Annotated in this window: 21 protein-coding genes and 1 pseudogene; 13 read left to right on the forward strand and 9 right to left on the reverse strand. The window is 70.8% G+C overall.

The window, feature by feature from the left end; translation table 11 throughout:
* Positions 1 to 433: 433 nt before the first annotated feature.
* Positions 434 to 1,906 (forward strand): replicative DNA helicase, encoded by a 1,473-nt coding sequence (dnaB, locus tag IEY78_RS07355; RefSeq protein ID WP_189096760.1) that lies wholly within the window; start codon positions 434 to 436, stop codon positions 1,904 to 1,906.
* Positions 1,907 to 1,925: 19 nt separating this feature from the next.
* On the opposite strand, the gene IEY78_RS07360 is transcribed toward dnaB, so the two are convergent.
* Positions 1,926 to 3,041 carry an FAD-dependent oxidoreductase gene (locus IEY78_RS07360; protein ID WP_189096761.1) on the reverse strand — a complete coding sequence of 372 codons (1,116 nt, stop codon included), beginning with the start codon at positions 3,039 to 3,041 and terminating at the stop codon, positions 1,926 to 1,928.
* A gap of 54 nt (positions 3,042 to 3,095) precedes the next feature.
* Here IEY78_RS07360 and IEY78_RS07365 point away from each other — a divergent pair, with 54 nt between their 5' ends.
* The gene (locus IEY78_RS07365) at positions 3,096 to 3,776 is read left to right on the forward strand and encodes a TetR/AcrR family transcriptional regulator (protein ID WP_189096762.1); all 681 of its coding nucleotides are present in this window, start codon (positions 3,096 to 3,098) and stop codon (positions 3,774 to 3,776) included.
* Between the two features lie 242 nt (positions 3,777 to 4,018).
* Here IEY78_RS07365 and IEY78_RS07370 read toward each other — a convergent pair whose 3' ends face one another.
* The gene (locus IEY78_RS07370) at positions 4,019 to 4,984 is read right to left on the reverse strand and encodes an NADP-dependent oxidoreductase (protein ID WP_229699753.1); all 966 of its coding nucleotides are present in this window, start codon (positions 4,982 to 4,984) and stop codon (positions 4,019 to 4,021) included.
* A gap of 153 nt (positions 4,985 to 5,137) precedes the next feature.
* Between IEY78_RS07370 and IEY78_RS07375 the strand changes: the two genes are divergently transcribed.
* The 4 genes from IEY78_RS07375 (at position 5,138) to IEY78_RS07390 (ending at position 10,379) form a co-directional block, all read left to right on the forward strand.
* The gene (locus tag IEY78_RS07375; protein ID WP_189096763.1) at positions 5,138 to 6,136 is read left to right on the forward strand and encodes a GlxA family transcriptional regulator; all 999 of its coding nucleotides are present in this window, start codon (positions 5,138 to 5,140) and stop codon (positions 6,134 to 6,136) included.
* A gap of 212 nt (positions 6,137 to 6,348) precedes the next feature.
* A complete protein-coding gene (locus IEY78_RS07380) occupies positions 6,349 to 7,788 on the forward strand; it encodes a serine hydrolase domain-containing protein (protein ID WP_189096764.1) in 1,440 nt (479 codons plus the stop codon).
* Between the two features lie 101 nt (positions 7,789 to 7,889).
* Positions 7,890 to 9,026 (forward strand): pyridoxal-phosphate-dependent aminotransferase family protein, encoded by a 1,137-nt coding sequence (locus tag IEY78_RS07385; RefSeq protein WP_373294084.1) that lies wholly within the window; start codon positions 7,890 to 7,892, stop codon positions 9,024 to 9,026.
* Positions 9,027 to 9,632: 606 nt separating this feature from the next.
* Positions 9,633 to 10,379 carry a TetR/AcrR family transcriptional regulator gene (locus tag IEY78_RS07390; protein WP_189096766.1) on the forward strand — a complete coding sequence of 249 codons (747 nt, stop codon included), beginning with the start codon at positions 9,633 to 9,635 and terminating at the stop codon, positions 10,377 to 10,379.
* A gap of 35 nt (positions 10,380 to 10,414) precedes the next feature.
* On the opposite strand, the gene IEY78_RS07395 is transcribed toward IEY78_RS07390, so the two are convergent.
* Entirely contained in the window at positions 10,415 to 10,867 is a 453-nt protein-coding gene (locus IEY78_RS07395; RefSeq protein WP_189096767.1) for a GNAT family N-acetyltransferase, read from the reverse strand.
* 76 nt (positions 10,868 to 10,943) lie between these two features.
* Complete coding sequence (locus IEY78_RS07400; protein WP_229699754.1) at positions 10,944 to 11,456, reverse strand: MarR family winged helix-turn-helix transcriptional regulator; 513 nt, start codon at positions 11,454 to 11,456, stop codon at positions 10,944 to 10,946.
* 132 nt (positions 11,457 to 11,588) lie between these two features.
* Between IEY78_RS07400 and IEY78_RS07405 the strand changes: the two genes are divergently transcribed.
* The 5 genes from IEY78_RS07405 (at position 11,589) to IEY78_RS07425 (ending at position 18,061) form a co-directional block, all read left to right on the forward strand.
* The gene (locus IEY78_RS07405) at positions 11,589 to 12,809 is read left to right on the forward strand and encodes an MFS transporter (RefSeq protein WP_189096768.1); all 1,221 of its coding nucleotides are present in this window, start codon (positions 11,589 to 11,591) and stop codon (positions 12,807 to 12,809) included.
* A gap of 137 nt (positions 12,810 to 12,946) precedes the next feature.
* Positions 12,947 to 13,396 (forward strand): GlcG/HbpS family heme-binding protein, encoded by a 450-nt coding sequence (locus tag IEY78_RS07410; protein WP_189096769.1) that lies wholly within the window; start codon positions 12,947 to 12,949, stop codon positions 13,394 to 13,396.
* Positions 13,397 to 13,755: 359 nt separating this feature from the next.
* Positions 13,756 to 14,391, forward strand: coding sequence for an HAD family hydrolase (locus tag IEY78_RS07415; protein WP_189096770.1), 636 nt, complete (start codon positions 13,756 to 13,758; stop codon positions 14,389 to 14,391).
* 445 nt (positions 14,392 to 14,836) lie between these two features.
* A complete protein-coding gene (locus tag IEY78_RS07420; RefSeq protein ID WP_189096771.1) occupies positions 14,837 to 17,011 on the forward strand; it encodes a globin domain-containing protein in 2,175 nt (724 codons plus the stop codon).
* A 72-nt stretch (positions 17,012 to 17,083) separates the two neighbouring features.
* Positions 17,084 to 18,061, forward strand: coding sequence for a pyridoxamine 5'-phosphate oxidase family protein (locus IEY78_RS07425; RefSeq protein ID WP_189096772.1), 978 nt, complete (start codon positions 17,084 to 17,086; stop codon positions 18,059 to 18,061).
* A gap of 24 nt (positions 18,062 to 18,085) precedes the next feature.
* Here IEY78_RS07425 and IEY78_RS07430 read toward each other — a convergent pair whose 3' ends face one another.
* From IEY78_RS07430 to IEY78_RS07450, 5 genes and pseudogenes are all read right to left on the reverse strand, one after another.
* Positions 18,086 to 18,565, reverse strand: coding sequence for an NUDIX domain-containing protein (locus IEY78_RS07430; protein ID WP_189096773.1), 480 nt, complete (start codon positions 18,563 to 18,565; stop codon positions 18,086 to 18,088).
* Positions 18,566 to 18,613: 48 nt separating this feature from the next.
* Positions 18,614 to 19,461, reverse strand: a pseudogene (locus IEY78_RS07435) (LysR family transcriptional regulator).
* A 242-nt stretch (positions 19,462 to 19,703) separates the two neighbouring features.
* The gene (locus IEY78_RS07440; RefSeq protein ID WP_189096774.1) at positions 19,704 to 20,831 is read right to left on the reverse strand and encodes a cystathionine gamma-lyase; all 1,128 of its coding nucleotides are present in this window, start codon (positions 20,829 to 20,831) and stop codon (positions 19,704 to 19,706) included.
* Positions 20,828 to 21,457 carry a low molecular weight protein-tyrosine-phosphatase gene (locus tag IEY78_RS07445; protein WP_189096775.1) on the reverse strand — a complete coding sequence of 210 codons (630 nt, stop codon included), beginning with the start codon at positions 21,455 to 21,457 and terminating at the stop codon, positions 20,828 to 20,830. The genes IEY78_RS07440 and IEY78_RS07445 overlap by 4 nt, the downstream gene beginning before the upstream one ends.
* A gap of 3 nt (positions 21,458 to 21,460) precedes the next feature.
* A complete protein-coding gene (locus IEY78_RS07450) occupies positions 21,461 to 21,838 on the reverse strand; it encodes a phage holin family protein (protein WP_189096776.1) in 378 nt (125 codons plus the stop codon).
* A gap of 48 nt (positions 21,839 to 21,886) precedes the next feature.
* Here IEY78_RS07450 and IEY78_RS07455 point away from each other — a divergent pair, with 48 nt between their 5' ends.
* The gene (locus tag IEY78_RS07455) at positions 21,887 to 22,204 is read left to right on the forward strand and encodes a cupin domain-containing protein (RefSeq protein WP_189096777.1); all 318 of its coding nucleotides are present in this window, start codon (positions 21,887 to 21,889) and stop codon (positions 22,202 to 22,204) included.
* A gap of 241 nt (positions 22,205 to 22,445) precedes the next feature.
* Complete coding sequence (locus tag IEY78_RS07460) at positions 22,446 to 22,670, forward strand: DUF5326 family protein (RefSeq protein WP_189096778.1); 225 nt, start codon at positions 22,446 to 22,448, stop codon at positions 22,668 to 22,670.
* The last annotated feature ends 1,345 nt before the right edge of the window (positions 22,671 to 24,015 follow it).

The raw sequence follows: 24,015 nt of genomic DNA on the forward strand, positions 1-24,015 counted from the left end.
TAAGAGATGCAAACCCCTTGCAGTCCTTACTTTCCGCTGTGTGGAGCGCTCGTGCGTGTGCCGTTTGCAGCGATCTTGAACACCTGGGGAAAGTTTTTCTCCCCCACAGCCTATGGATGAGAAAGGTGCAGGTCAGACGGGTGAGGGTGGGGTGATTGTGTGCTTGTCCACAGAAGTTTCCCCCGGGCCGTGCACAGGATCCGGGGGGTTCTCCACAGCTGAGGGCCAGTCATCCACATGGCCTGTGGATAACCAGATTGGCGGACGGTGCCCACAGGCCTACCGTGGTCCGGCACCCGCCGCCTGTTCCGACCTGAGAAAGCGTCCGAACTCGACGCGCCGTAACCGGAGTCGGGCCATCGATTGTCAGAGCTGTGCCGTAAGAAAGAACCGCACAGCAAGGTCCGCGCCGCGGACGGGAGGAGGTGCCGGGGTGAGCATTCCCGAGCCCATGGAAGACCCTTGGGCGGACTCCGGTCCCAGCGACCTGCTGCCGGCCGCCCGCTCCCGGCGCGGCGAGGGCAAGGGCCGCGGCCGTGGCGACCGGCAGGAGCGCGACGACGACGGCGGTTGGGCCGGCGGCTTCGAGCGGGTCCCCCCGCAGGACCTGGACGCCGAGCAGTCCGTGCTCGGCGGCATGCTGCTGTCCAAGGACGCCATCGCGGATGTCGTCGAGGTCCTCAAGGGCGAGGATTTCTACCGTCCCGCCCATGAGCTGGTCTACCAGGCCATCCTCGATCTCTACGCCAAGGGCGAGCCGGCCGACCCGATCACCATCGCCGCGGAGCTGACCAAGCGGGGCGAGATCGCCCGGGTGGGCGGCGCCTCGTATCTGCACACCCTCGTGCAATCCGTACCGACCGCGGCGAACGCCGAGTATTACGCCGAGATCGTCCACGAGCGGGCGGTGCTGCGCCGTCTGGTCGAGGCCGGCACCCGCATCACGCAGATGGGATACGCCGCCGACGGCGATGTCGACGAGATCGTCAACAGCGCCCAGGCGGAGATCTACGCCGTCACCGAGCAGCGGACCAGCGAGGACTACCTCCCGCTCGGCGACATCATGGAGGGCGCGCTCGACGAGATCGAGGCGATCGGTTCACGCCAGGGCCAGATGACGGGCGTGCCGACGGGCTTCACCGATCTGGACTCCCTCACCAACGGCCTGCACCCCGGCCAGATGATCGTCATCGCGGCCCGTCCTGCCATGGGTAAGTCGACCCTGGCGCTGGACTTCGCGCGGGCCTGCTCGATCAAGAGCAATCTGCCGAGCGTGATCTTCTCGCTGGAAATGGGGCGCAACGAGATCGCGATGCGCCTGCTGTCCGCCGAGGCGCGGGTGGCGCTGCACCACATGCGCTCCGGCAGCATGACGGACGAGGACTGGACGCGGCTGGCCCGCCGGATGCCGGATGTCTCCGCCGCGCCGCTGTACATCGACGATTCGCCGAACCTCTCGATGATGGAGATCCGCGCGAAGTGCCGCCGGCTCAAGCAACGCAACGAGCTGAAGCTGGTGGTCATCGACTATCTGCAGCTGATGCAGTCCGGCGGCTCGAAGCGCGCCGAGAGCCGCCAGCAGGAGGTCTCGGACATGTCCCGAAACCTCAAGCTGCTGGCGAAGGAGCTGGAGCTCCCGGTCATCGCGCTCTCCCAGCTCAACCGTGGTCCGGAACAGCGCACGGACAAGAAGCCGATGGTCTCCGACCTCCGTGAGTCCGGCTCGATCGAGCAGGACGCCGACATGGTCATCCTGCTGCACCGCGAGGATGCCTACGAGAAGGAGTCCCCCCGGGCCGGCGAGGCCGACCTGATCGTGGCCAAGCACCGTAACGGCCCCACCGCCACGATCACGGTGGCGTTCCAGGGCCACTACTCACGGTTCGTGGACATGGCACAGACCTGAGTCGGCTGCCGGCAGGGTCTCAGGTGCCGTCTGGTTGGAAGAACGCGAGCATTCTCTGTGCGGCGTTCGGCGACGTCAGCAAATCCTGTATGTCCGCGGACATCTGGGCGGCAGCGCTGGTGCGTGCGAACATCTCGCGTTCGTATTCCTTGACGGCGGCGGGAAAGTCGTCCGGGTGCGCGGCCAGTGCAAGACCGAGCAGGGCGCCGTCGAGCAGCGCCATGTTGGCGCCCTCCCCCACCGGCGGCATCAGGTGCGCGGCATCGCCGAGCAGCGTGACGCCTGGCGTCGACGGCCAGGTCAGGCCGACCGGGAGAGTGGCGATCGACCGCGCCACGATCGTGTCGTCGCAGGCCGCGATCAGCGCAGTGAACCGTGAGTCCCAGCCGGGGATCAGGTCGATCAGCCGCGCCCGGGCGGCGGCCGGGTCAGCGAACGGGATCCCGCTGGTAGCGAACCAGTCCTCGGCGGTGTTGTAGAAGCTGAGGCCGATGCGCACGCGGCCGTCACCGTTGCGCTGCGCCGCCAGGGATATCCCGTTGCCGAGCACCCAGTAGTTGCCCCGCCCGACCATCGCCGCGAGGTCGGGGCGCGTGCGGTCGATGTCGGGAATGCTGACCTCGACGACGTTCTGGCCGATGTGCGCCGGGCGGGCGTCGGTGAGCAGCCCGCGGACCCGGGAGTTCGCGCCGTCCGCGCCGACCAGCAGGTCATACGTCGCACTGCTGCCGTCGGCGAAGTGCAGCAGGCCGTTGTCGGCCGATACGAACGCGTGCCCCCAGCACACCACGTCGTCAGGGAGGGAATCCAGCAGCAGGTTGCGCAGATCGGTGCGATCGACCTCGGGCCGGTCGAGCGGGGCGTCGTCCGGCGTGTCCTCCTGGAGCAGCAGGGTGCCGTCTGGCTCGAGAAGGCGCATGTCCTGGCCTTCACGACGGGCAATCGCGGAGAACTGGTCGATCAGTCCGGCCTCGCGCAGCGCCTGTTGGCCGGAGTGGATGTCGAGCATGCCGCCCTGGCTGCGTGAACCGCGTGTCGATTCACGTTCATACACGACGGAATCCATGCCGTTCACGTGCAGCACACGGGCGAGAGCCAGGCCGCCGAGGCCGGCTCCGACGATGGCGATGGTCATGGGTGCTCCCCCTCTGGTACACCGTACTGATCGATACACTGTATCGTTAGCGGCATGTTGGTGTGGGAGAGGCCGGAGCCACCGAATCGACCTGTGCCGGCCCTGCTCAACCGGGAGCGGATCGTGCGCGCGGCGATCCACTTGGCTGACGCGGACGGCTTGGAGGCGGTGTCGCTACGCAAGGTCGCCACTGCGCTGGGCGTCGGGCCGATGCGCCTGTACAGCTACATCGCCGGCAAGGAGGAGTTGCTCGACCTGATGGTCGACGCGGCCTATGCCGAGATCCGGCCGGTCGGACACGGCTGGCGAGAGGTGCTGCGGTCTCTTGCCGAAACCACACGGCAGGCCGCTCACGAACACGAATGGCTCGCCGATCTGCTCGGTGGCCGACCGCAGCTCGGGCCGCACGTGCTGGCCAGGGGGGAGGCTGTGGTGGCCGCGCTGGACGGTATCGACGTGGACGACATCCTGCCGGTGGCCACCGCGGTCGACGCGTATGTGATCGGCGCGGTGCGTCGGGAGATTGCCGAGCGCCGTGCCGAGCGGGCCACCGGGATGGACGAGAAGCGTTGGCAGGCTTCACTTGGGCCCTATCTTGAACGGACCTTCGCCACTGGCCGATTCCCCGTGCTGGCCACGGTGGTGCGCGATGCCGCCCACCTCGACGCCGACCACACCTTCCGGATCGGCCTCGACTTCCTGCTCGACGGCATCGAAGCCCACATCTCAAGGTGACGCGTGGCCGAAGGACTGGGGACCGGTACCGCGAAGTCGGCGCCGACGCATTGAGACGGCGCAACCTCACCAACGCGCACGGAAACTGATGAAATGCCGCGGAATGGAGGTTCAGCCGCGCTACTCCCGTGAGACGACTCAGGGGCCCGCTGGTTAGCTGAGATCGACATGCCAAGCGAACTTGAGGCCCTACAGCTGCCGGGCAGGGCGCGAGCCCGCGGCTTGCGCCCCGTGTGGCCTGGTCAGGGTGCGACCGACAGGACGATCTTGCCGGTGGTGCGGCCGGTCTCGCCGAGGGTGTGGGCCTTGCCGGCGTCCTCCAGTGGTACCACGGTGTCGACGAGGACCCGCAGCTGTCCGCCGGCCACCAGGCCGGCCACGGCCTGGAGCCCGGCCCGGTCGGGCTCGACCATCATGAATCCCGCGCGGATCCGTGCCTCGCGCGCCTGATCGGCCGGGAACGTGTCGTCCAGCGGCAGGATCGAGACCAGCCGGCCGCCCGAGCGCAGGGTGCGCAGCGAGCGGGCCCCGTACGCGCCCGCGATGGTGTCGAGGACGACGTCGACATCGCGCACCGTCTCGGCGAAGTCCTGCTGGGTGTAGTCGATGACCTCATCGGCGCCCAGCTCGCGCAGCACGTCGTGCTTGGCCTGCCGGGCGGTGCCGATCACGTACGCGCCGCGGGCCTTGGCGATTTGCACGGCGAGATGACCCACTCCGCCGGCCGCGGCGTGGATCAGCACCCGCTCACCGGGCTGGAGCCGCGCGGTGTCGACCAGCGCCTGCCAGGCGGTCAGCGCCGCCAGCGGAAGGGCGGCGCCCTGCACATGGTCCAGGCCCTCCGGGAGGTGGGCGAAGTGGCGCGCCGGCGCGGTGACGTACTCGGCGTACGCCCCGGCCGGGTGCGGGAAGCGGGGCATCCCGAAGACCTTGTCGCCCGGCTCGAAGAGGGTCACCCCGAGCCCGACCTCCTCGACCACACCGGAGACGTCGAAGCCCAGGGTCAGCGGCGCCCCGCGACCGGTCATGAACGCGCCCTCGGCCCGCGTCTTCCAGTCCGTCGGGTTGACGCCCGCGGCGTGCACCCGGACCAGGATCTCCGTCGGGCCCGGGACCGGGCGGTCGGTCGTGATCACCTTGAGGACGTCGGGGCCTCCGGCGGTGTCCTGGCTGACGGCGCGCATCTGCGGGGCCTGGGACGCGGACATGGGGTCTCCTTCGCATGCTGAGGGCTGTGACCGGGGCAAATGGGCCGTGGGTGCGGCCGTTCTCCCCGGGTGCTGCCAGCTTTGCGTGGCGGACGGGACCGTGGCGGTGTCCATATGGCCAACGTTTGAAAGAATCGGGACATGAATCGGGACATGAATCGAGAGGTGCATCGGGACACGCATCGGGTGGGAGTGCTCGCCCTGGACGGAGTCGTGCCCTTCGAGCTGGCGATTCCGGCACGGATCTTCGGCGCGGCGGTCGGCGCCGGCGGGAAGCCGCTCTACTCCGTCGTCACGTGCAGTCTGGACGGAGGTCCCGTGCGGACCGACGCCGACTACGACATCACGGTCACTCAGGACGCCTCCGTCCTGGCGGACGTGGACACCCTCGTCATCCCGCCGTCCCACGCACTGGGCGCGATCTGCGCGGACGGCCGGCTCCCCGACGACCTGCGCACCGCGCTGGAGCGGGTGCGCCCCGGCACCCGGATGGTGGCCATCTGCACCGGCGCCTTCGTCCTGGCCGCCGCCGGGCTGCTCGATCACCGGCCGGCCACCACGCACTGGCGGGAGGCCGCGCAGTTGCAGCGCCTGTTCACCACCGTGCGCGTCGACCCCAACGTGCTGTTCGTCGACGACGGCGATGTCCTCACCTCTGCCGGGGTGGCCGCGGGCGTGGACGTGTGTGTGCACCTCGTGCGCCGCGACCACGGCAGCGCCGTCGCCAACGACGTGGCCCGCATGTGTGTGGTGCCGCCCTGGCGGGACGGCGGCCAGGCGCAGTTCATCCGGCAGCCCGTCCCCCAGCCGGCGTCGGGCGGCACCGCGGCCACCCGCGCCTGGGCGCTCGACCGGCTCGACGAGCCCCTCGCCCTGACCGACCTCGCCGCGCACGCCCAGGTCAGTGTGCGCACCCTGACCCGGCGCTTCCGCGACGAGGTCGGAATGAGCCCCGGTCAGTGGCTCGCCGGCCAGCGCATCGAACGCGCCCGGCACCTGCTGGAAACCACGGACTGGCCCGTCGACCTCGTCGCCCGCCACGCGGGCTTCGGCACCGGGACCTCGCTGCGCCAGCATCTGCACAGCGCGGTGGGCGTGGCACCGCAGACCTACCGGCGCACCTTCCGCAACACCGCTGTGCTGACGGCCTGATGCCCTGTCGCCGCGCGCGGGCGGGCAGTTGGCGGGGGATGGCGGATACGGCGGGGCCACATTCGTCCGCGGGAGCTGCTGTCGCGGTGGTGTGCGCGGGGTGGCTGCCGCCGGCGAGCGGGCGGAGCCGGGCGCGGTGACCGGGGCGGCGGCGCCGCGGCGATACGGGGAGGATGGGCGCGGCCGAGTCGGATCCGCCGTGGAGGAAACGCATGACCATCGCACAGTCCAGGCAGCCCCAGGAGCCGGGAACGGGCGGGCCGGGGTCGGCCGCCGGGCCGGACGAGTTCGTGGAGCTGCTGCCGCAGACGCGGCGGGCGTTGCTGCACCGGCTGGCGGTGGGGCAGTCGGAGGGCCGGGCGCCCTCGATGGTGGGTGCGGTGATCCGCGGCGGCCGGACGGTGTGGACGTCGGCCCGCGGTGCGGTGGACGGGGAGGCGCCGCACGACGCGGTGCAGTACCGGATCGGGTCGCTCACCAAGACCTTTGTCGCCGTGCTGGTGCTGAGGCTGCGGGACGAGGGGCTGCTGCGGCTGGAGGACCCGCTCGGCAGGCATCTGGACGGGACTCCGGTGCCGGACGCGACGATCGCGCAGCTGCTCGCGCACAGTTCGGGGCTGACCGCCGAGCCGCGCGGCCCGTGGTGGGAGCGGACCGCGGGCGAACTGCGGCCCTCGCCCGCCGACCTCTTCGGCGAGCGGCCGCAGCGGCTGCCCGCCGGCCGGCGGCACCATTACTCCAACCCCGGCTACGCGCTGCTCGGGGCGCTGGTCGAACGGCTGCGGGGCGACACCCCCTGGGACGAGGTCCTGCACCGCGAGGTGCTGGAACCACTCGGCATGCGCCGTACGACACCGCGTCCGCAGCCGCCGTTCGCCGATGGCTGGGCGGTGCATCCGTGGGCCGACGTGCTGCTGCCGGAGCCGGCCGAGGACACCGGGCTGATGGGCCCGGCAGGGCAGTTGTGGTCGACGACGGCTGACCTGTGCCGGTGGTCGGCGTTCCTGCTGCGGGGCGACGACCGCGTGCTCAGCATGGAGAGCCTGGCCGAGATGCGGGTGGCGGCCGTACCGCCGGAGGGCGCCTGGGACGCCGCGTACGGGCTGGGCCTTCAACTCGTGCGGCGGGAGGGGCGGCTGCTGGCCGGGCACCTCGGCTCGATGCCCGGCTATCTGGCGGCGCTGTGGACCGATGCCGAGGAGGATGTTGCCGCGGTCGTGCTCACCAACTGCACCTCGGGACCGGTGGTGGCGGCCGTCGCCGCCGATCTCATCGCCCTGGTGGCCGAGCACGAGCCGCGGATTCCCGAGGACTGGCGCCCGCGGGCCGAGATGCCGGAACGGGCGCTGCTGGAGCTGACCGGGCCCTGGTACTGGGGCGCGAACCCGCACGTCCTGCGGCTGCGGGCCGGGCGCGGGCTGGAGCTCGCGCCGATCTCCGGAGCGGGCCGGGCCTCGCGGTTCCGGGCGGCGGAGGACGGCACGTGGACGGGGCTGGACGGCTACTACGCGGGTGAGACGCTGCGGGTGGTGCGGGACGCGGACGGGGCGGTCAGCCATCTGGACCTCGGCACCTTCGTGTTCACCCGCGGGCCGTACGAGCCGTCAGAGGCGGTGCCCGGCGGGGTGGATCCGTGGGGCTGGCGGGTGTGAGGCCCGTACGCGAGGGGGCGCGGGCCGGACGTACAGTCAAAGCCAGATGTCAGGAGCCGCGCCGCGTCGGCTCGCCACCGCTGGAAGGCCTTGTGACTGCCGTGTCTGACCCGACCGCGAACTCCGTTGTCCCGGACCTGCTCGACCTGCCGCCGCTCACCGCGGCTCACTTCGCGCGGATCGAGGACAAGGTCGCCGCGCTGCTGCACACCCGCTGCGATGTCGTGGCGATGCAGGGCGAGGCGCTGCTTCCGCTGGAGGCCTGCATCCGCTCGGCCGTCCGCCCCGGCAGCACCGTGCTCAACATCATCACCGGGCCGTACGGCGAGACCTTCGGCGGCTGGCTGCGCTCCTGCGGCGCCGAGGTTGTCACGCTCACCGCGCCGTTCACGGGCGCGGCCGGCCCGCAGCAGGTGGCCGACGCGCTGCGGAAGCACCCGGAGATCGACTTTGTGAGCCTGGTGCACGCCGAGGCGGCCACCGGCAACACCAATCCTGTCGCCGAGATCGGCGCGGTGGTGCGGGAGCACGGTGCGCTGCTGATGCTCGACGCGGTCGCCTCGGTGGGCGCCGAGCCGCTGCTCACCGACGAGTGGGGAGTGGATCTCTGTGTGATCGGCGGGCAGAAGGCGTTGGCCGGGCCCGCCGGGGTGTCGGCCGTTTCGGTCAGCGCACGGGCGTGGGAGCGGATCGCCGCCAATGAGCAGGCCCCACGGCGCTCGTACCTCTCACTGCTGGACTGGAAGGAGCGCTGGATCGACGGCGGACGCACCGCGCTGCCGCACGCTCCGGCGCAGCTGGAGATGCTGGCGCTGGAACAGGCCGTGGACCGGGTGGAAGCCGAGGGCCTGGCCGCGGTCATCACGCGGCACCGGGCGGCGTCCGCGGCGACCAGGGCCGGTGTCCAGGCCTTGGGAGGGCTCGCGCCGTACGTCGTGCGGGACGAGGACGCGGCGCCGGCCGCCACGACGCTCCGTGCGTCCGAGGGCGTCGACGCCCGGGAGGTCGTGGCCGCCGCGCTCGCGGTGGATGCCGCAGTGCCGGTGCAGGCCGCGGCGGGCGCGCTGGCCAAGGAGATGATCCGGGTGAACCACTATGGGCGCGCCGCCGACCGGGCCGTGGTCACGGCCTCGCTGGTGGCGCTGGCGGGTGGGCTGCGCGCGCTGGGCGTGTCGGTGGATGCCGAGGCGGCGGCCCTGGCAGCGGGCGCGGCATGGGACGCGGCGGTAGCCGGCTGAGCCGGGTCGGCGCCCGGATGTAGGGCGAGTCGTCGATGTGGGGTCGTGTTTCACGTGAAACACGACCCCACACGTGTGTCTGGGTGCGGTGTTGTTTCACGTGAAACGGCGGACGCTGCGGGGTGCCCGACAGCTGGTGCCCCGATCGGGGAGAGGCGTTGCGTGACAGTCGTGCCGTAGCCAAGTCGCTTATGTGTCAGCGGAGTTGGATGCGGAGAGCGCACGGTTTCTGGATGCCCCGTGAGCTGGGCATACCGGTGACACCGCGGCTGTCGTCCGTCCGGCGTCGTCCGGTGGCGCAGCCCGAGCACCGGAGACAGGCTGGACGCTGAGGACGCCGCATCCGCTGTCGATATCCGCTGTCGATGGAACATCGCCGGCGCAGGCGCAGGCGCCCGCTCCCGCGAGTCGACGGTGCCTCGGGCTCGTCGCACGCCCGCATAGCTCCGCCCAACCTTCCGCCGCGGCGGTCAGCTCCTCAGCGGACGGCGGTCGGGTCATTAAACGATCTTGTTTGAACCCTCCTCTAGAATCGGAACGAGTGACCCGTTTCTGTGGCCGGGGTCTCTCCACCCCGAGGGCGACGAAATCTGAGGAGGCCGGGCGATGACGGACGGCGGTGCCGCGCCCTCGCGTGCGGATGCGCGGCGGAACAGGGCGCTGGTGCTCCAGGCGGCCCGATTCGCCTTCGAGGAGCAGGGGTTGGGGGTTCCGCTCGGGGAGATCGCACGTCGTGCGGGGGTCGGCGCGGGTACCGTCTATCGACACTTCTCGTCCAAGGAAGCCCTGTTCAGGGCGACCATCGTGGACCGGATCGAACTCTTCACCGACACCGCAAGGGACTTGGCCGATGTCACGGATCCCGGGCCGGTCTTCTTTCGCTTCCTGGCGTCGGTCGTGCGGCTCGCGTCACAGAACAAGGCGTTGTGCGATGCGCTGGAGGCGGCCGGCGCGGGCCGCTTCGAGCCGTCGCCCGGGGTCGGCAAGAACTTCGAGGAGGCGCTGGAAGTCTTGCTCAGCAGGGCTCAAGAGGCGGGCGCGGTGAGGCAGGACGTGGGGATAGCGGACGTCCGGGCGCTGCTGGTGGGCTGCCTCTCGATGGAGCGGGCCCGGGCGGGTTCCGGCGCGGAGGGCGGGGTGCAGGGCCGGATGACGGCGTTGATGTGCGAGGCGTTGCAGTCCGAGCGATCCGTGACGAAACTGCCTTCCGATACTGCGAAACGTAACGGAGCGCGGTGCGAGGTGTGTGGAGCGGTGCTCACGACGGCGCCCACGGGCCGGCCCGCTCGCTACTGCGGAGGTGCCTGCCGGCAGAAGGCCCATCGGGCGCGGGGGCGTACCCGGCAGAGGTGAGCAGCCTCGGCCGGGCCGACCGGACGGCCCGCGGCTCAGAGCGGGAGCTTGAAGCCCAGGTGGGAGGCCTCGAACCCGAGGCGCTCGTAAAAGCGGTGCGCGTCGACCCGGGTCGCGTCCGAGGTGAGCTGCACCATCTGGCAGCCGAGCGTGCGGGACTCCGCCACCGCCCACTCGATCAGCTCGGTACCCAGGCCGGTGCCGCGCTCGTCGCGGTGGATCCGTACGCCCTCGATGATCGAGCGGGTGGCGCCGCGGCGGGACAGCCCGGGGACGACCGTGAGCTGGAGCGTGCCGATCGTCCGCCCGTCGCGGACCGCGACCATGAGGTGCTGCTGCGGGTCGGCGGCCAGCACCTCGAACGCGGCGCGGTACGGCGTCAGGTCGTCCGGGGACTCGCGGACGGCGCCCAACGGATCGTCGGCAAGCATGGCGACGATGGCGGGCAGATCGGCTTCGGTCGCGCGGCGTATCTCGATGTCACTCATGGGCGCGACCTTATGCCGACCGATCCCCGGGGGCGGCAGGTGGTCGGCGCCTCGTCCCCTGCCCCGCCCGCGGTCCTCACTCGGACGGGGCGAGAGTTTCGACGGCGGTGACGAGCGGTGCCAACTCAGGGCGCTGCGCGGCGTCCTGGAGAGCCTCGCGCAGGGCGCCGTCATGGGTGGGCCGGGCCTCCACGAGGAGCGTGCGGCCCTCGGGCGTGACATTGGTGTAGATGCCGCGCCGGTCGTCGGGGCACAGGTAGCGCGAGAGTAGGCCGCGGTCCTCGAGCCGGGTCACCAGGCGGGTGGTGGCGCTCTGGCTCAGCACGACGGAGTCCGCGACCTGGTGCATCCGCAGATGGCCGCCGGGCCCGTCGTGCTGCTCGCTGAGCACGTTGAGGACCGAGAACTCGCGGACGCTGAGGTCGTGCCGGGTCTGCAGCGCGCGCTCGATGTGCGTCTCGATGCGGCCGTGCAGTGCGGACAGCGCGCACCAGCCCTGCGCCAGTGCCGGAGTGGCTGCCGGCGGGCAGTCGGGCGCGGCGGCCGTCGTTTCCTGCGTGGCTTGCTTCTCGCGCGTCTGCTGCGTCATCGAAGACCTCCTCATGGGTCGCACGAGCCAGGATAGGCCACCGGCGAAATATCCCGCGCTTGCATTAACCCGCGTTTGCAATTATTGTCGGCGCTTGTAAGCGGCGGACGCAATGATGTGAAGGGATCCGTCATGCCTCTCGCACTCCTGGCTCTTGCCATCGGTGCCTTCGGGATCGGAACGACCGAGTTCGCAGTCATGGGCCTGCTGCCCGACATGGCGGCCGGCTTCGGTATCTCCATCCCGCTCGCCGGATACGCGACCACGCTCTACGCCCTCGGTGTGGTCGTCGGAGCGCCCCTGATGACGGCTCTCGGCACGCGCTTCACCCGCAAGCAGATGCTGATGCTGCTGATGGGCCTGTTCATCGCGGGCAATCTGCTCACCGCCGTCGCGCCCACCTTCGGGATCCTGCTCGCGGGGCGGATCGTCGCCGCCTTCACGCACGGCGCGTTCTTCGGCATCGGCGCGCTCGTGGCGGCCGACCTCGTCGCCCCCGAGAAGCGCGCCACCGCCATCTCGTTGATGTTCAGCGGTCTGACCGTCGCCAACGTCGTGGGGGTGCCGGTCGGCACGCTGCTCAGTCAGCACTTCGACTGGCGCACCACGTTCTACGCCATCACCGTGCTCGGCGTGATCGGCCTGCTGGGCATCGTCCGGCTGATCCCGGCGCAGCGGGCGAAGGCGGCTTCCCCCATGGGCAGCGAGCTTGCTGTCTTCCGCAACCCCCAGGTCGGCCTGGCGATGGTGATGACGGTCCTGGGCTTCGGCGGTGTCTTCGCGGCCGTCACCTACCTCGCCTCGATGATGACCGAGGTCACCGGCTTCGCCCCGTCCTCCGTGATCTGGCTGACGGCCGTCTTCGGCCTCGGCATGGTCGGCGGAAATCTGGTCTCCGGCCGCTTCACCGACCGCGCCATGATGCCCATGCTCTATGTGTCGATGACGGGGCTGGCGCTCTCGCTCGCCGCGTTCACCTTCACCGCGCACAGCAAGACCGCCGCCATCGTCACCATCGCGCTGATCGGCATCTTCGGCTTCGCCACCGTGCCGCCGCTCCAGAAGCGGGTGATGGACCAGGCCGCCTCGGCTCCCGCCCTCGCCTCGGCGGGCAATATCGCGGCCTTCAACTTCGGCAACGCCCTGGCCGCCTGGCTCGGCGGAATCGTCATCTCGGCCGGCCTCGGCTACACCGCGCCCAACTGGGTCGGTGCGCTGATGACCGCCGCCGCCCTCGGGGTGGCGATATTCGCCTCCGCCCTGGAGCGACGCCAGAAGAGCCGCGGCCAGGTGGTGGCCGCCGGCGGACCCGCCGCCGTCGCCGATGAGCCCGTGCGCGTGACGCACGGCTGACCTTGGCGCCGTACGGCGCCGCCACCGGCCGACTGCCCTTCGTCAGCACCTCGGAAAGCGCTGACGAGCACCCGCAGCACGCACGGCACCACCAGCACCCAGCACCAGCACCGCTACCTCCCCAAGGAACACCTCTCATGAGCACCATCACCCCCGCCACCGAGGCCGCCCCCACCGTCCGTCCGCTCACCACCCGCGAGGCCGATGCCCTCATCGAGGCTGCCGCCCGGGCGGCAGAGGGTCTCGGGGTGCGCGGCAGCGTCACCGTCCTGGATGCGGGCGGCCATCTGCTCGGCTTCCGGCGCGACGACGCGGCCGTGCTGATCTCCGGGGAGACCAGCACCCGCAAGGCGTACACCGCACTGCAGTTGGACACACCGACCGCTGACCTCGTCGACCTCGTCCGGCCCGACGGGCTCTTCCACACGCTGCCAACGGCGCTGGACCGGCCGCTGCTCTTCCTCGCCGGCGGGGTGCCGCTCCACCGTGACGACCGGCTGATCGGCGCGCTCGGCTTCGGCGGAGGCTCGCCCGAGCAGGACCACCGGATCGCCCTCGCGGCGATAGCGGAGAGCGGCCTCGCCTGAGGACCCCGCGAGCTCGCTGCCAGGCGGACCCCCGCGCCCTCGGTACGGCTTCTTCGCGCCCGGTCGGCGCGGGACCTGGCCGACCGTGCGGCGCGCGGTCGGCTGCCGCGCTCGGTCGGGCCCCAGGGCTTGAGTACGTTCCCCCCGTGTACACCGTGGACCGCCCCCCGGGCTGTGGACCGTACCTAGCCGCGGGCCGCCGCCCGTTTCGGCACCGTATGGCCGCCGAGGGCCACCGCCCGTCCCGGGACCGTGCCCCCGCCGACCGCCGACCGTTTCCAGCCCCGCGGGCAGCCGGTCGTAGCCATCCCCGGTTCTGTCCGGGCCGCTCGTCGGGCGGGCCTCTAGGCTCGGGGGGTATGGGCAAGCTGCATTTGTTCGACATGGACGGGACCCTGCTTCACGGGTCCGCGGCCGCTGTCGAGATCTCCCGCCGGCTCGGGCTGGAGCGGGAGATCGCCGAGCTGGAAAGGGGATTCGCCGCGGGCGAGCTGACACCCGTCCGGTTCGCACAACTGGCATGTGACATGTGGGCCGCCGAGCTGACCGAGCTTCAGGTGGCCGCGGCCTTCGAGGGCGCGCCCTGGCTGACCGGGATCCGGGAGGTCTGGGCGGATATCCGGGCGCGTGGTGAACGGTGCGCGGTGATCTCCCTGTCGCCGGCGTTCTTCGTCGAACGGCTGCTGGGCTGGGGCGCAGACACGGCGCACGGCTCACGCTGGCCCACGGTGCCGATCCGGCAGCCGGTGGATCCGGCGGGCATCCTCTCCTCGGCGGCGAAGGTGCGGATCGCCGATGAACTCTGCGCGCAGTACGGGTTGACCCGGGCCGACTGCGTGGCATATGGCGACTCGATGTCGGACACCGAACTGTTCGCGGCGGTTCCGCGGTCCATTGCTGTGAATGCCGATCACCATGTCAGCGACCTGGCCTCATATGTGTACGCGGGCCGTGATCTGCGTGAGGCTTACGAACTGGTCCGTACTGGCGGGTAATTCCGAGTTCCCCGGCGGAATCGCCCCCTGTATCCACTGAAATTGCGCTCTGTGGGGAGGATCACTGCTATCGGAGGCTCGTGCGGGGTGCTCCAAGATCAGGTCTTGTGGTTTCAACCGCTGCCGGTATGGTCGACTCCGGCTTGGCGGAGGTGAGTGCTTCCGCGGGTGCACGAAGGTCGGGCGAAACTCGTCAGCCTAGCGGTGAAGCGACCCTCGGCGCCTGCACTTCCCGCAATTTGTCCGGTGGGTGAGCAAGAGTGGGATGCTGCTGACGCGGCATCTGCTCCGCATTGTCGCAAGGACGTGAGATTTGTCCGCTTTGGAGGGTGTTGCCGGGATCGCTTGAGTCGATTAACAATTCCGGGGCAGGCGGGGGAATTCCGGGCAGTTCCGATCACGGAAGTGCGTAGACAACCGAAAGACGTTCGAGGCGAGGCAGACCATGGACGCTCCGACCACCACGTCGGCCGATAACGGCTCTTCCGGCGGGAACAGTGGCGATTGGGGTTGGTTCACTCCGTCGGCGAAGAAGTCCTCCGGAGATCCACAGGAGCGGCAAAACCAGGACCGGCAAGAGAACGAGAACGGCCGGACCGAACCCGACGAGCGGAGTGCACACCACGACCGCGACGAGTACAGAGATCGCCACCAGCGGCACGAAAGAACGGACCGGAACGACCGGGAGGACATACCCAGTCGTCCGGTCAATCCGATCCGGCCGGTAGGCACCGCGGCCGAGCGCGAGAGCGACACGGAGCCGCCGCGGGTCGCGCAGACGCGCCCCGCCGAGGCGACCCGTCAGCATGCCGCCCCCTCCTCCACCGAGGCCCCCGCCGCAGCTCACCCTGCGGGCCGGTCCGCAGTGGCCCCCGGGTACGGCCCCTCCGCCTACACGGCGCCGCAGCACGAGGCCGAGCCCGCCCCCACCGCGGACCGTGATCCGTTCCGGGGCAGTTGGCCGATCTGGGAGCGGGTGTCCGGCCCGGGCCCGGAGCCCGAGCCCGTACACGAACCGGCGCACGCCACGCAGCCGCCCACGGCGCACGCCGCCACCGGAGCCGCCCCGGTTCCGGAGCCGACGGTTCCGGAACCGCACGTTCAGCAGCCGGTGGCCCCACAGCGGCCCGTTCAGCAACCCCCTGTTCAGGAACCGGCTGTCCAGCAACCGGCCGTTCAGCAGCCGCACGCTCAGGACCCGACTGTCCAGCAGCCCCCTGTTCAGGAACCGGCTGCCCAGCAACGAGCCGTTCAGCAGCCGCCCGCTCAGGAACCCGCTGCCCAGCAACGGTCCGTCCAGCAGCCCCCGGTCCAGCAGGCGGCTGCCCAGCAACAGCCCGTCCAGAGCCAGGCCCCCGCTGCTCCCGCCGAGTCCGCTGCCCCCGGCTCCGTCTTCGCCCCCAGGGAGCGTCCCGCCGCTCCTGCCCCGGAGCCCTCTCTCGAGGCGGTGCGGGCCTCGGCCTCCTCGGCCACCCCTGCCTCGCCCGACGCGATACTCATCCGTCGCACCATGACGGAGATCGAGCCCGTGGCCGACAAGGTCACCTCGTACTTCTACGCGCTGCTCTTCGTCCAGTACCCCGACCTGCGGGCGCTGTTCCCCGCGTCGATGGACACCCAGCGCGACCGCCTCTTCAAGGCGCTGCTCACCGCCGCCCAGCACGTCGACGACGCCGATGTGCTCACCGCCTACCTGGCGAACCTCGGCCGTGGCCACCGCAAATACGGCACCCTGCCCGACCACTACCCGGCCGTCGGCGAGTGCCTGCTCGCCGCGCTCGGGCGCTACGCGACGTCCAGCTGGGGGCCGGAGACCGAGGCCGCGTGGGTGCGCGCCTACACCGCGATCTCGCAGATCATGATCGATGCGGCGTCCGCGGATGAGGCCGTGGCCCCCGCGTGGTGGCATGCCGAGGTGGTCTCGCACGAGCTGCGCACACCCGACATCGCGGTGGTGACGGTCCGCCCGGACCAGCCGTACCCGTTCCTCGCGGGCCAGTACACCAGCGTGGAAACCCCCTGGTGGCCGCGGGTCTGGCGGCACTACTCCTTCGCCTCCGCACCCCGCTCCGACGGCCTGCTCTCGTTCCACGTCAAGGCGGTCCCGGCGGGCTGGGTCTCCAACGCCATGGTCCACCGCGCCCGTCCCGGCGACGTCATCCGGCTCGGGGCGCCCGGCGGTTCGATGACCGTCGACCACACCACCCGCAGCGGTCTGCTGTGCGTGGGCGGCGGCACCGGCATCGCGCCCCTCAAGGCCCTGGTCGAGGACGTCGCGGAACACGGCATCCACCGCCCCGTGGAGGTCTTCTACGGCGCCCGCAGCGACCACGACCTCTACGACCTCGACACCATGCTGCAGCTGGAAAAGGCGCACCCCTGGCTCTCCGTCCGCCCGGTCGTCGCGACCGGACCCGCGGCCCGTGGCGGGACGAGCAGCGAGACCGGGCAACTTCCGGACGCAGTGCGGCAATACGGTCCGTTCCAGGAATATGACGCATATCTGTCCGGGCCGCCGGGGTTGATCCGCAGCGGTGTGGACGCGTTGGTCGGGGCCGGCGTCCCGGCCGACCGCATACGGCACGACTCCGTGGAAGAGCTGGTCGCGGCGGGAGACTGAGGTCTTCGCGGCACACGGCGGTCTTTGCGGGGCGCAGGGCGAATATCCGGTCCGACAGGGGAGTGATGGGGCATGGCGCAGCGGGAACGCCCCGGAAGCGACGGCGAACACCTGGTGCAGCAGCGGCTCGGCACCACCGAGCGCGCCGACCGCTTCTACGGGGACCAGGTCCTGGACCATCTCAACGTCCGGATGCAGGAGTTCGTGGCCCGACAGGAGATGTTCTTCCTGGCCACGGCCGATCGCCACGGTGAGTGCGATTCGACGTTCCGGGCCGGCCCGCCCGGGTTCGTCCAGGTGCTGGACGACCGGACGCTGGCGTACCCCGAATACCGTGGCAACGGTGTCATGGCGTCCATCGGCAACATCTCGGAGAACCCGCGCCTGGGCATCCTGATGATCGACTTCACCCGTGACCGCATTGGGCTGCACATCAACGGGCGTGCCCGGGTCGTCATGGACGAGGAGATGCGGGCGCGCTGCCCCGAGCTCCCGGTCGATCCGATTCCCGGCCGGCGCGCCCAGTTGTGGGTCACGGTCGAGGTCGAGGAGGCCTACATCCACTGCGCCAAGCACATCCCGCATCTGCAGAAGGTCCCGGCGCAGGGCCGCGGGGCGCGGGCCTGGGGCACCGATGACGTCAAGCGCAAGGGCGGCGACTTCTTCGGTGCGGCGGCCGAGGCGGGTGAGCGGCAGCCCTTCCGCCGTGCGGCGCACGGCAACGAACATCTGCGGGGCGGTCTGCACGAGGACATCCCGGACACCGCCTACCGCGAAGCGGTCCGGCAGGATGCTTCTGCCCAGCAAGCGGCGCCCGCGGAGAACGCTCCGGTGCACGGCAGCGGCCCGGCGGCCGCCACATCCCGGGTCGCCCAGGCCGGTCCGGCGACCGGTGCCGGCCCTCGGGCGGCCGGCCGCGAGGACTTCGTCGAGGAGCTGAACGCGGAGTTCCTCGACCGGGTCGAGCGGGTGCTCGCCCGGGCCCGGCCCCGGCGGCCCGTGGAGGACGAGCCCGGGTTCCGAGGATGGTTCGACCGCCGCGACGCCTGAGTCACCGCCCGCGCCGCGGCGCCGTCAGCCCAGGTCGGGGGCGTGCATCGCCCGCACGCCCTCGATATTGCCGTCCAGGTAGTGCCGCAGCGACAGCGGTACGACCTCGACGGAGGCGATGCCGACGCGGGTGAAGGGGACCCGGACGATCTCATAGTCCCCGCAGGGCTCGTCGACCTCGGGGCCGTGCCGGCGGGAAAGATCCATGGAGTCGAGCCGGCAGACGAAGAAGTGCTGTACCTTCACGCCGTCCACCCCGCCGTCGCTGAAGTGCTCGACGGTGTCGACGAAGACCGGCACCACGTCCTTGATCTTCGCGCCCAGTTCCTCGTCCAGCTCCCGGTGGAGGGCCTCGACGACCGTGGCGTCCTCGGGCTCGACCCCGCCGCCCGGAGTGATCCAATACGGTGCCCGGCCCGGCTTGGTGCGTTTGATCAGAACGAGGTCCGCGCCGTCGAGCAGAATCGCGCGGGCGGTGCGTTTGACGACTGGCCGTACGTTCATAGGGGACAGATGCCGCAGTCGAGGCCCGGTGAAACCCAGGCCTCTCGTTCACCAGACGACGGCGGCCCGCAGCAGCCATTCCTGCGCCCGCGCGATATGCGGCAGCCCGAGCGTCCCGGTCCGTACGGCCAGGAAATAGGTCCGCAGCGGAGGCATCGGCGGGTCGAGCAGGGCGACGACCTCACCGCGGCTGAGGGCGTCGGCGCACAGATAAGCGGGGCAGCACGGCGATCCCCGCCCCGGCCGCGACACAGGACAGCACCGCCCGGAGACGGCGGCGGAGGCCGCGGGCTCGGCGTCGAAGACCGTGGACCAGTAGCGGGCGATCAGCGGCAGGCTCTCGTGGACCTCGACGAGCGGTACGGGGTCCGAGCGCCCCGGGCTTCCAGCGCCGCAGGTCCGCCCAGCTGGTCCGCCCAGAGCGGTGCGGCGATCAGTACGTGCTCCTCGTCGCACAGCGGGGTGGCGGTGAGCAGCCCGCCGCGGGGCCGGGCGGTGGTGACCGTCAGGTCGTGATGGCCGGAGGACAGACCGGTCAGCAGCTCCTCCGCGGAGCCGAAGGCGGTGCGTATGGACAGACCCTGCGCGATCACCGGGGTCAGTGCGGGAAGCGCCCGCTCGGCGAGGAACTCCGGGGGCCCGGCGAGATGCAGGGTGCGGGTGACGGAGTCCCGGTCCAGGCCGGCCTCGGTGATCTCGGTGAGCGCGTCGAGATGCGGCGCCACCTTGTGCGCGAGTTCGTCGCCGATGGTGGTGGGGGTGACGCCACGGGTGTACCGGAGGAAGAGCGGGCGGCCCAACTGGCGCTCCAGCGCCCGGATCTGGCTGGTCACCGCGGGCTGGGGCAGGCCGAGTAGCGCCGCTGTGCGAGTGAAGGGGATAGCGTGATGGGGCACTGACGCACAGTCAACTAGCCTTGTTCGAGCGGTCGTTTCACGTGAAACCGTTGGTTTCACGTGAAACACGTGGGCTCGGACCCGCGTGGAGCCGCAGGCCGGCAGGGTGACGAGGGGGGATACCCTGCCGGCCTTCTTCTGCCGTATTACGCGTATGGGGCTTCAGGCTCTCTCGTGTTGTTTCGAGCCATTCCCCTGTGAGTGGTCCGTGCCTTTGTGTGACCTGCGGCGGTATGGCCGGGTCAGCTCTGCGTGGCCGCGTCGAGTGCGCGGGTGACATCCGCGATCAGGTCCTCTGCCTCCTCGACGCCGACGGAGAAGCGGATGAAGCCTTCCGGCACCGCGTCACCGCCCCAACGCGCTCGGCGCTCGGCGCTGGACCGCACGCCGCCGAAGCTCGTCGCGTCGTCGACCAGGGTCAGCGCCGCCAGGAACCGCTCAGCGTAGGCCTTGTCGGGAAGCACGAAGCTCACCACGGAGCCGAAGCGGCCCGGGTGCATCTGCCGGACGGCGAGCGAGTGGGACGGGTCGGTCGGCAGTCCGGGATGGCGCAGGCCGGTGACCTCGGGGCGGTCGGCCAGCGCTGCGGCCAGCGCCAACGCGTTCTGTGACTGCTGGCGGACGCGCAGTGCGAGAGTGGCGAGCGAGCGATGCGCGAGCCAGCTCTCCATCGGGCCGGGGATCGCGCCCACGGTCTTGCGCCACAGCCGCACGGCATCGGCCGGCGCGGCATCACGGGTGCTGACGTACCCCAGCAGCACATCGCCATGGCCGGTCAGCGCCTTGGTACCGCTGGCCACCGAGAAGTCCGCGCCGAGGCCCAGCGGTCGCTGGCCGAGCGGGGTGGCGAGGGTGTTGTCGACGGCGACCAGTGCGCCGCGACGGTGGGCCTCGTCGGACAGCCGCTGGATGTCGCAGACATCGAGGCCGGGGTTGGAGGGCGTCTCGATCCACAGCAGCCGGGCGCCGTCCAGGGCATCGAGTTGTGCGTCACGGGCCGTCGGCGCCGTGCGGACCTCGATGCCGTAGCTCTCCAGCCGCGTCCGGACGGCCGACAGCAGCTGGTAGCCGTCGCTGGGGAACACCACGGCGTCACCGGTGCGCAGCTGGGAGAAGAGGACGGCGCTGATCGCCGCCATCCCGGAGGCGAATGCCACGGTATGGGCGGGAATATCCGGTGATTCGAGTTCACCGATGGCCTGTTCCAGCCGCGTCCAGGTCGGGTTGGCGTCGCGGCCGTACGTGTACGGGCCGACGGCGTCGCCGGGGAGGTGGTAGTGCGCCGCGAACACCGGCCCGGGGAGGGCCGGCTCGTACGCCTCGGGCTCCGGAAGCCCGGCCCGTACGACGCGGGTGCCGTCGCCCGTCATGTGCGCTCCTTGTTCCGCGGCCGGTGCGGCTCCGGCAGGCCGCGCGGGCTGTCGTGCCCGGGTGTGCGGGCGGCACCCGCGGTACGGGCCGTGAGCGCGGCCCGGACCGCTGCCAGCAGGCCCTCGCTCGCGGACTCGATCATCTGCAGGCACTCCTCGAAGCCCTCGAATCCGCCGTAGTAGGGATCGGGAACGTCCAGATCGTCCGTGAGGTCGGAGCCGGACCGGGAGCCGGGGAGCCGGTCCGGGCCGGCGGCCCCCGCCGCGCCCTTCTCGTAAGAGCGCAGCAGGCGGACCTTGGCGGCGTCCTGCTCGGTGGGGGCCAGGCCGCGCAGCTCGCGCAGATGGCCGGAGTCGAGCGCGATGACCAGGTCGAGGCGGTCGAACCATGAGGCATGGAACTGCCGGGCGGTGTGGGCGTGCGGATAGCCGCCCGCGCGCAGTACGGCGACCGTGCGCGGGTCGGCTCCGTCGCCCTCGTGCCAACCGCCGGTGCCCGCGCTGTCGACCTCGACCAGGCCGTCGAGCCCGTCCTCCGCGAGGTGGGCGCGGACGACGGACTCCGCCATCGGCGACCGGCAGATATTGCCGGTGCAGACGAAGCAGATGCGGAAGGGGGCGTTCAAGAGTCAGTCCTCGTCGGGAAGAACCACATGCATCGCCCAGGCCACGATGGAAATGATCACGCCGCCGAGCAGTGCCGTCCAGAAGCCGCCCACATGGAAGGCGAGGTCCGCCTTGCCGGCGAGCCAGGAGGTGAGCAACAGCATCAGGGCATTCACGACCAGCGTGATCAAGCCGAGGGTGAGGATGAACAAGGGGAAGGAGAGCAACTTCACCACGGGCTTGACGATGAAATTGACCAGCCCGAAGATCAGCGCGACCAGGATCAGGGTGAGTATTTTGCGGCCGGTGTTCTCACCGGTGAGGGTGATGTCCTTGAGCAGCCAGATGGCCACGGCAAGCGCCGCGGCGTTGGCGATCGTCTTGACCAGAAAATGCTTCATGGTGAGATCGTCGCAGACGAGTCTGAACTATTGAGGGGTGCGAACGGCATGAAGGCTTTCCGACTGGATGAGCTGGAGGCGGAGCGGGCCGCGAACGACGGTGCATATCTGCAGTTTGTCCGGGAACGCACCATGTCGGTCGGCCTGTACGCGCTGGACGCGGGCGGCACCGATCCACAGCAGCCGCACGCCCAGGACGAGGTGTATCTCGTGGTCAGCGGCCGTGCGGCGATCACCGTCGGCACGGAGACGGAGTCGGTGGCCCGCGGCAGTGTGGTCTTCGTCCCGGCCGGGGTGCCGCACAAGTTCCACCACATCAGCGAGGACCTCCGGGTGATGGTGGTCTTCTCTCCTCCTGAGAGCTAAGGGACGGGCCCCGGGACCCGTAGGGGAAGGGTCAGGGGAGGGTCGGGGCTGCGCGGCCCCCACGGCCACGGCCGGCGTCCTAGCATCGTGAGAGAAGGAAGCGGACGTGTACGGCGGCGGACACGCAGTACACGGAACGCGGCCTTCGGCGCGATAGACGGCGCAGCACTCAGACAACGCAGCGGACAGATAGCGCGAGGCACACAGCGACAGCGCGACAGACAGAAAGCAGGGCAGAGCAGTGGCTGGTAAGGGGATATTCGCAGGGCTTCCTTGGTGGGTCACCTGGGTCGTGGTGCCGGTCATCCTGATCGTCGTCTTCGGCGGTCTGATCACTGCCGCGCTCGGCTTCCTGATCGGCCTGCTGTTCAAGGTCCTCATAGCGGCGGCGCTGATCGCCGGGGCCATCTACCTGGTCCGCAGGTTCACCGGCTCGTCCTCGTCCTCGTCGAAGAGCGACTGGTAGGCAGACGGATCGGGGCGGCCTGGCGCCGTCGACCGCCCCGACTCCCGCCCTACGGAACGGCCCGCACGCGCAGCCGGCCTCACATGGCCGACTTCGGACGCCGCGCGGGCCGTTCCCGCTGTACACCAGGGCGGTGATCGTGGGTGTGGTGTCGTCAGGTTGCTCAGGTACGCCTGGCGTCAAAGGGCGGTGGCGACGGGACGGCGGGCGGGTGATGGTCGCGGGGCGGCGCGCACCGGGCCCGGGCATTGGGGGACGAGCACCCGGCGGGAGTCTCTAACTGCGGCGCCATGCGGCCGATACGTCGCGGCTCACACGGTCGACCGACTGTGGTCTGTTGAACCGGCTGGCCCCGCTGGCTGATGCGACGGCCGCCGCCGGCTCAACCACCGCCGGTCCTCGGGACGGCCCGCCGACTCCTTAAGGGCGCGGCCAGGCGTCGGGATGGCCCACGCCGTCATCGGCACCGCCCGCCCGGCAACGGCCTGGCCCTCAACTCGCCCCCCATCGACCGGTCGACACCGGCCCACGGACATCGCCCCAGGGGCGCCGGGCTACGGACAGCGCTCCACGGACGCCAGCTCAACCCCACCCGCTCACGGGACCGAGCCAACGGCGCTGCCTCACGGACACCACCTCACGGACACCACCTCACGGGTACCGGGCTACGGACAGCGCCCCACGGACGCCAGCTCAACCTCACCGGCTCACTGGCCGGGCTAACGGCGCCTCCCCACCGACACCGCCTCACGGGTACCAGACCAAGGGCACCGCTCCACGGCCGCCAGCTCAATCCCACCGCCTGACCGGGCCGAGCCAACGGCACCGGCGCACCGACACTGGTCACGGGCACCGGGCCCTGGGCACCGCTCCACAGTCGCCAGCTCAACCCCACTGGCTCACCGGCCGGGCCAGCGGCGCCGCCTCACGGCGACCGCCATCCGGTGCCAACTCACCGGCCCAGGTTCACGGCCACCGGCCCGAACCCGCCCACGGACCACCTCCTGGGCAGCACCCCTCGGACCACCTCCCGTGGCACCGCCCCTAGGACCCACCTCCCGAGCACCGCCCCGCGGGCCACTTCCGGGCCGCTGACCCACGGACCCCCTCCCGGTCCGCACCTCCCAGCCACCGCCCCGCGGGCCACTTCCGGGCCTGGGCCACGAACCCCTCCCGGGCCGCACCCTCACGCACCGCCTCACCACCGCCACCAACTCACCACCGCCGCCAACTCACCGCCACGCCCCACCCGCCAACTTCACCCCGCCATACCCCGAACCGGCCGATCGGGGGCGTCTCAAATCGCCCAAGGGTGGTGCAATCGATTTCGATGTCGAATCAATCC

The organism is Streptomyces kronopolitis, from assembly GCF_014646275.1.
GTDB lineage: Bacteria > Actinomycetota > Actinomycetes > Streptomycetales > Streptomycetaceae > Streptomyces > Streptomyces kronopolitis.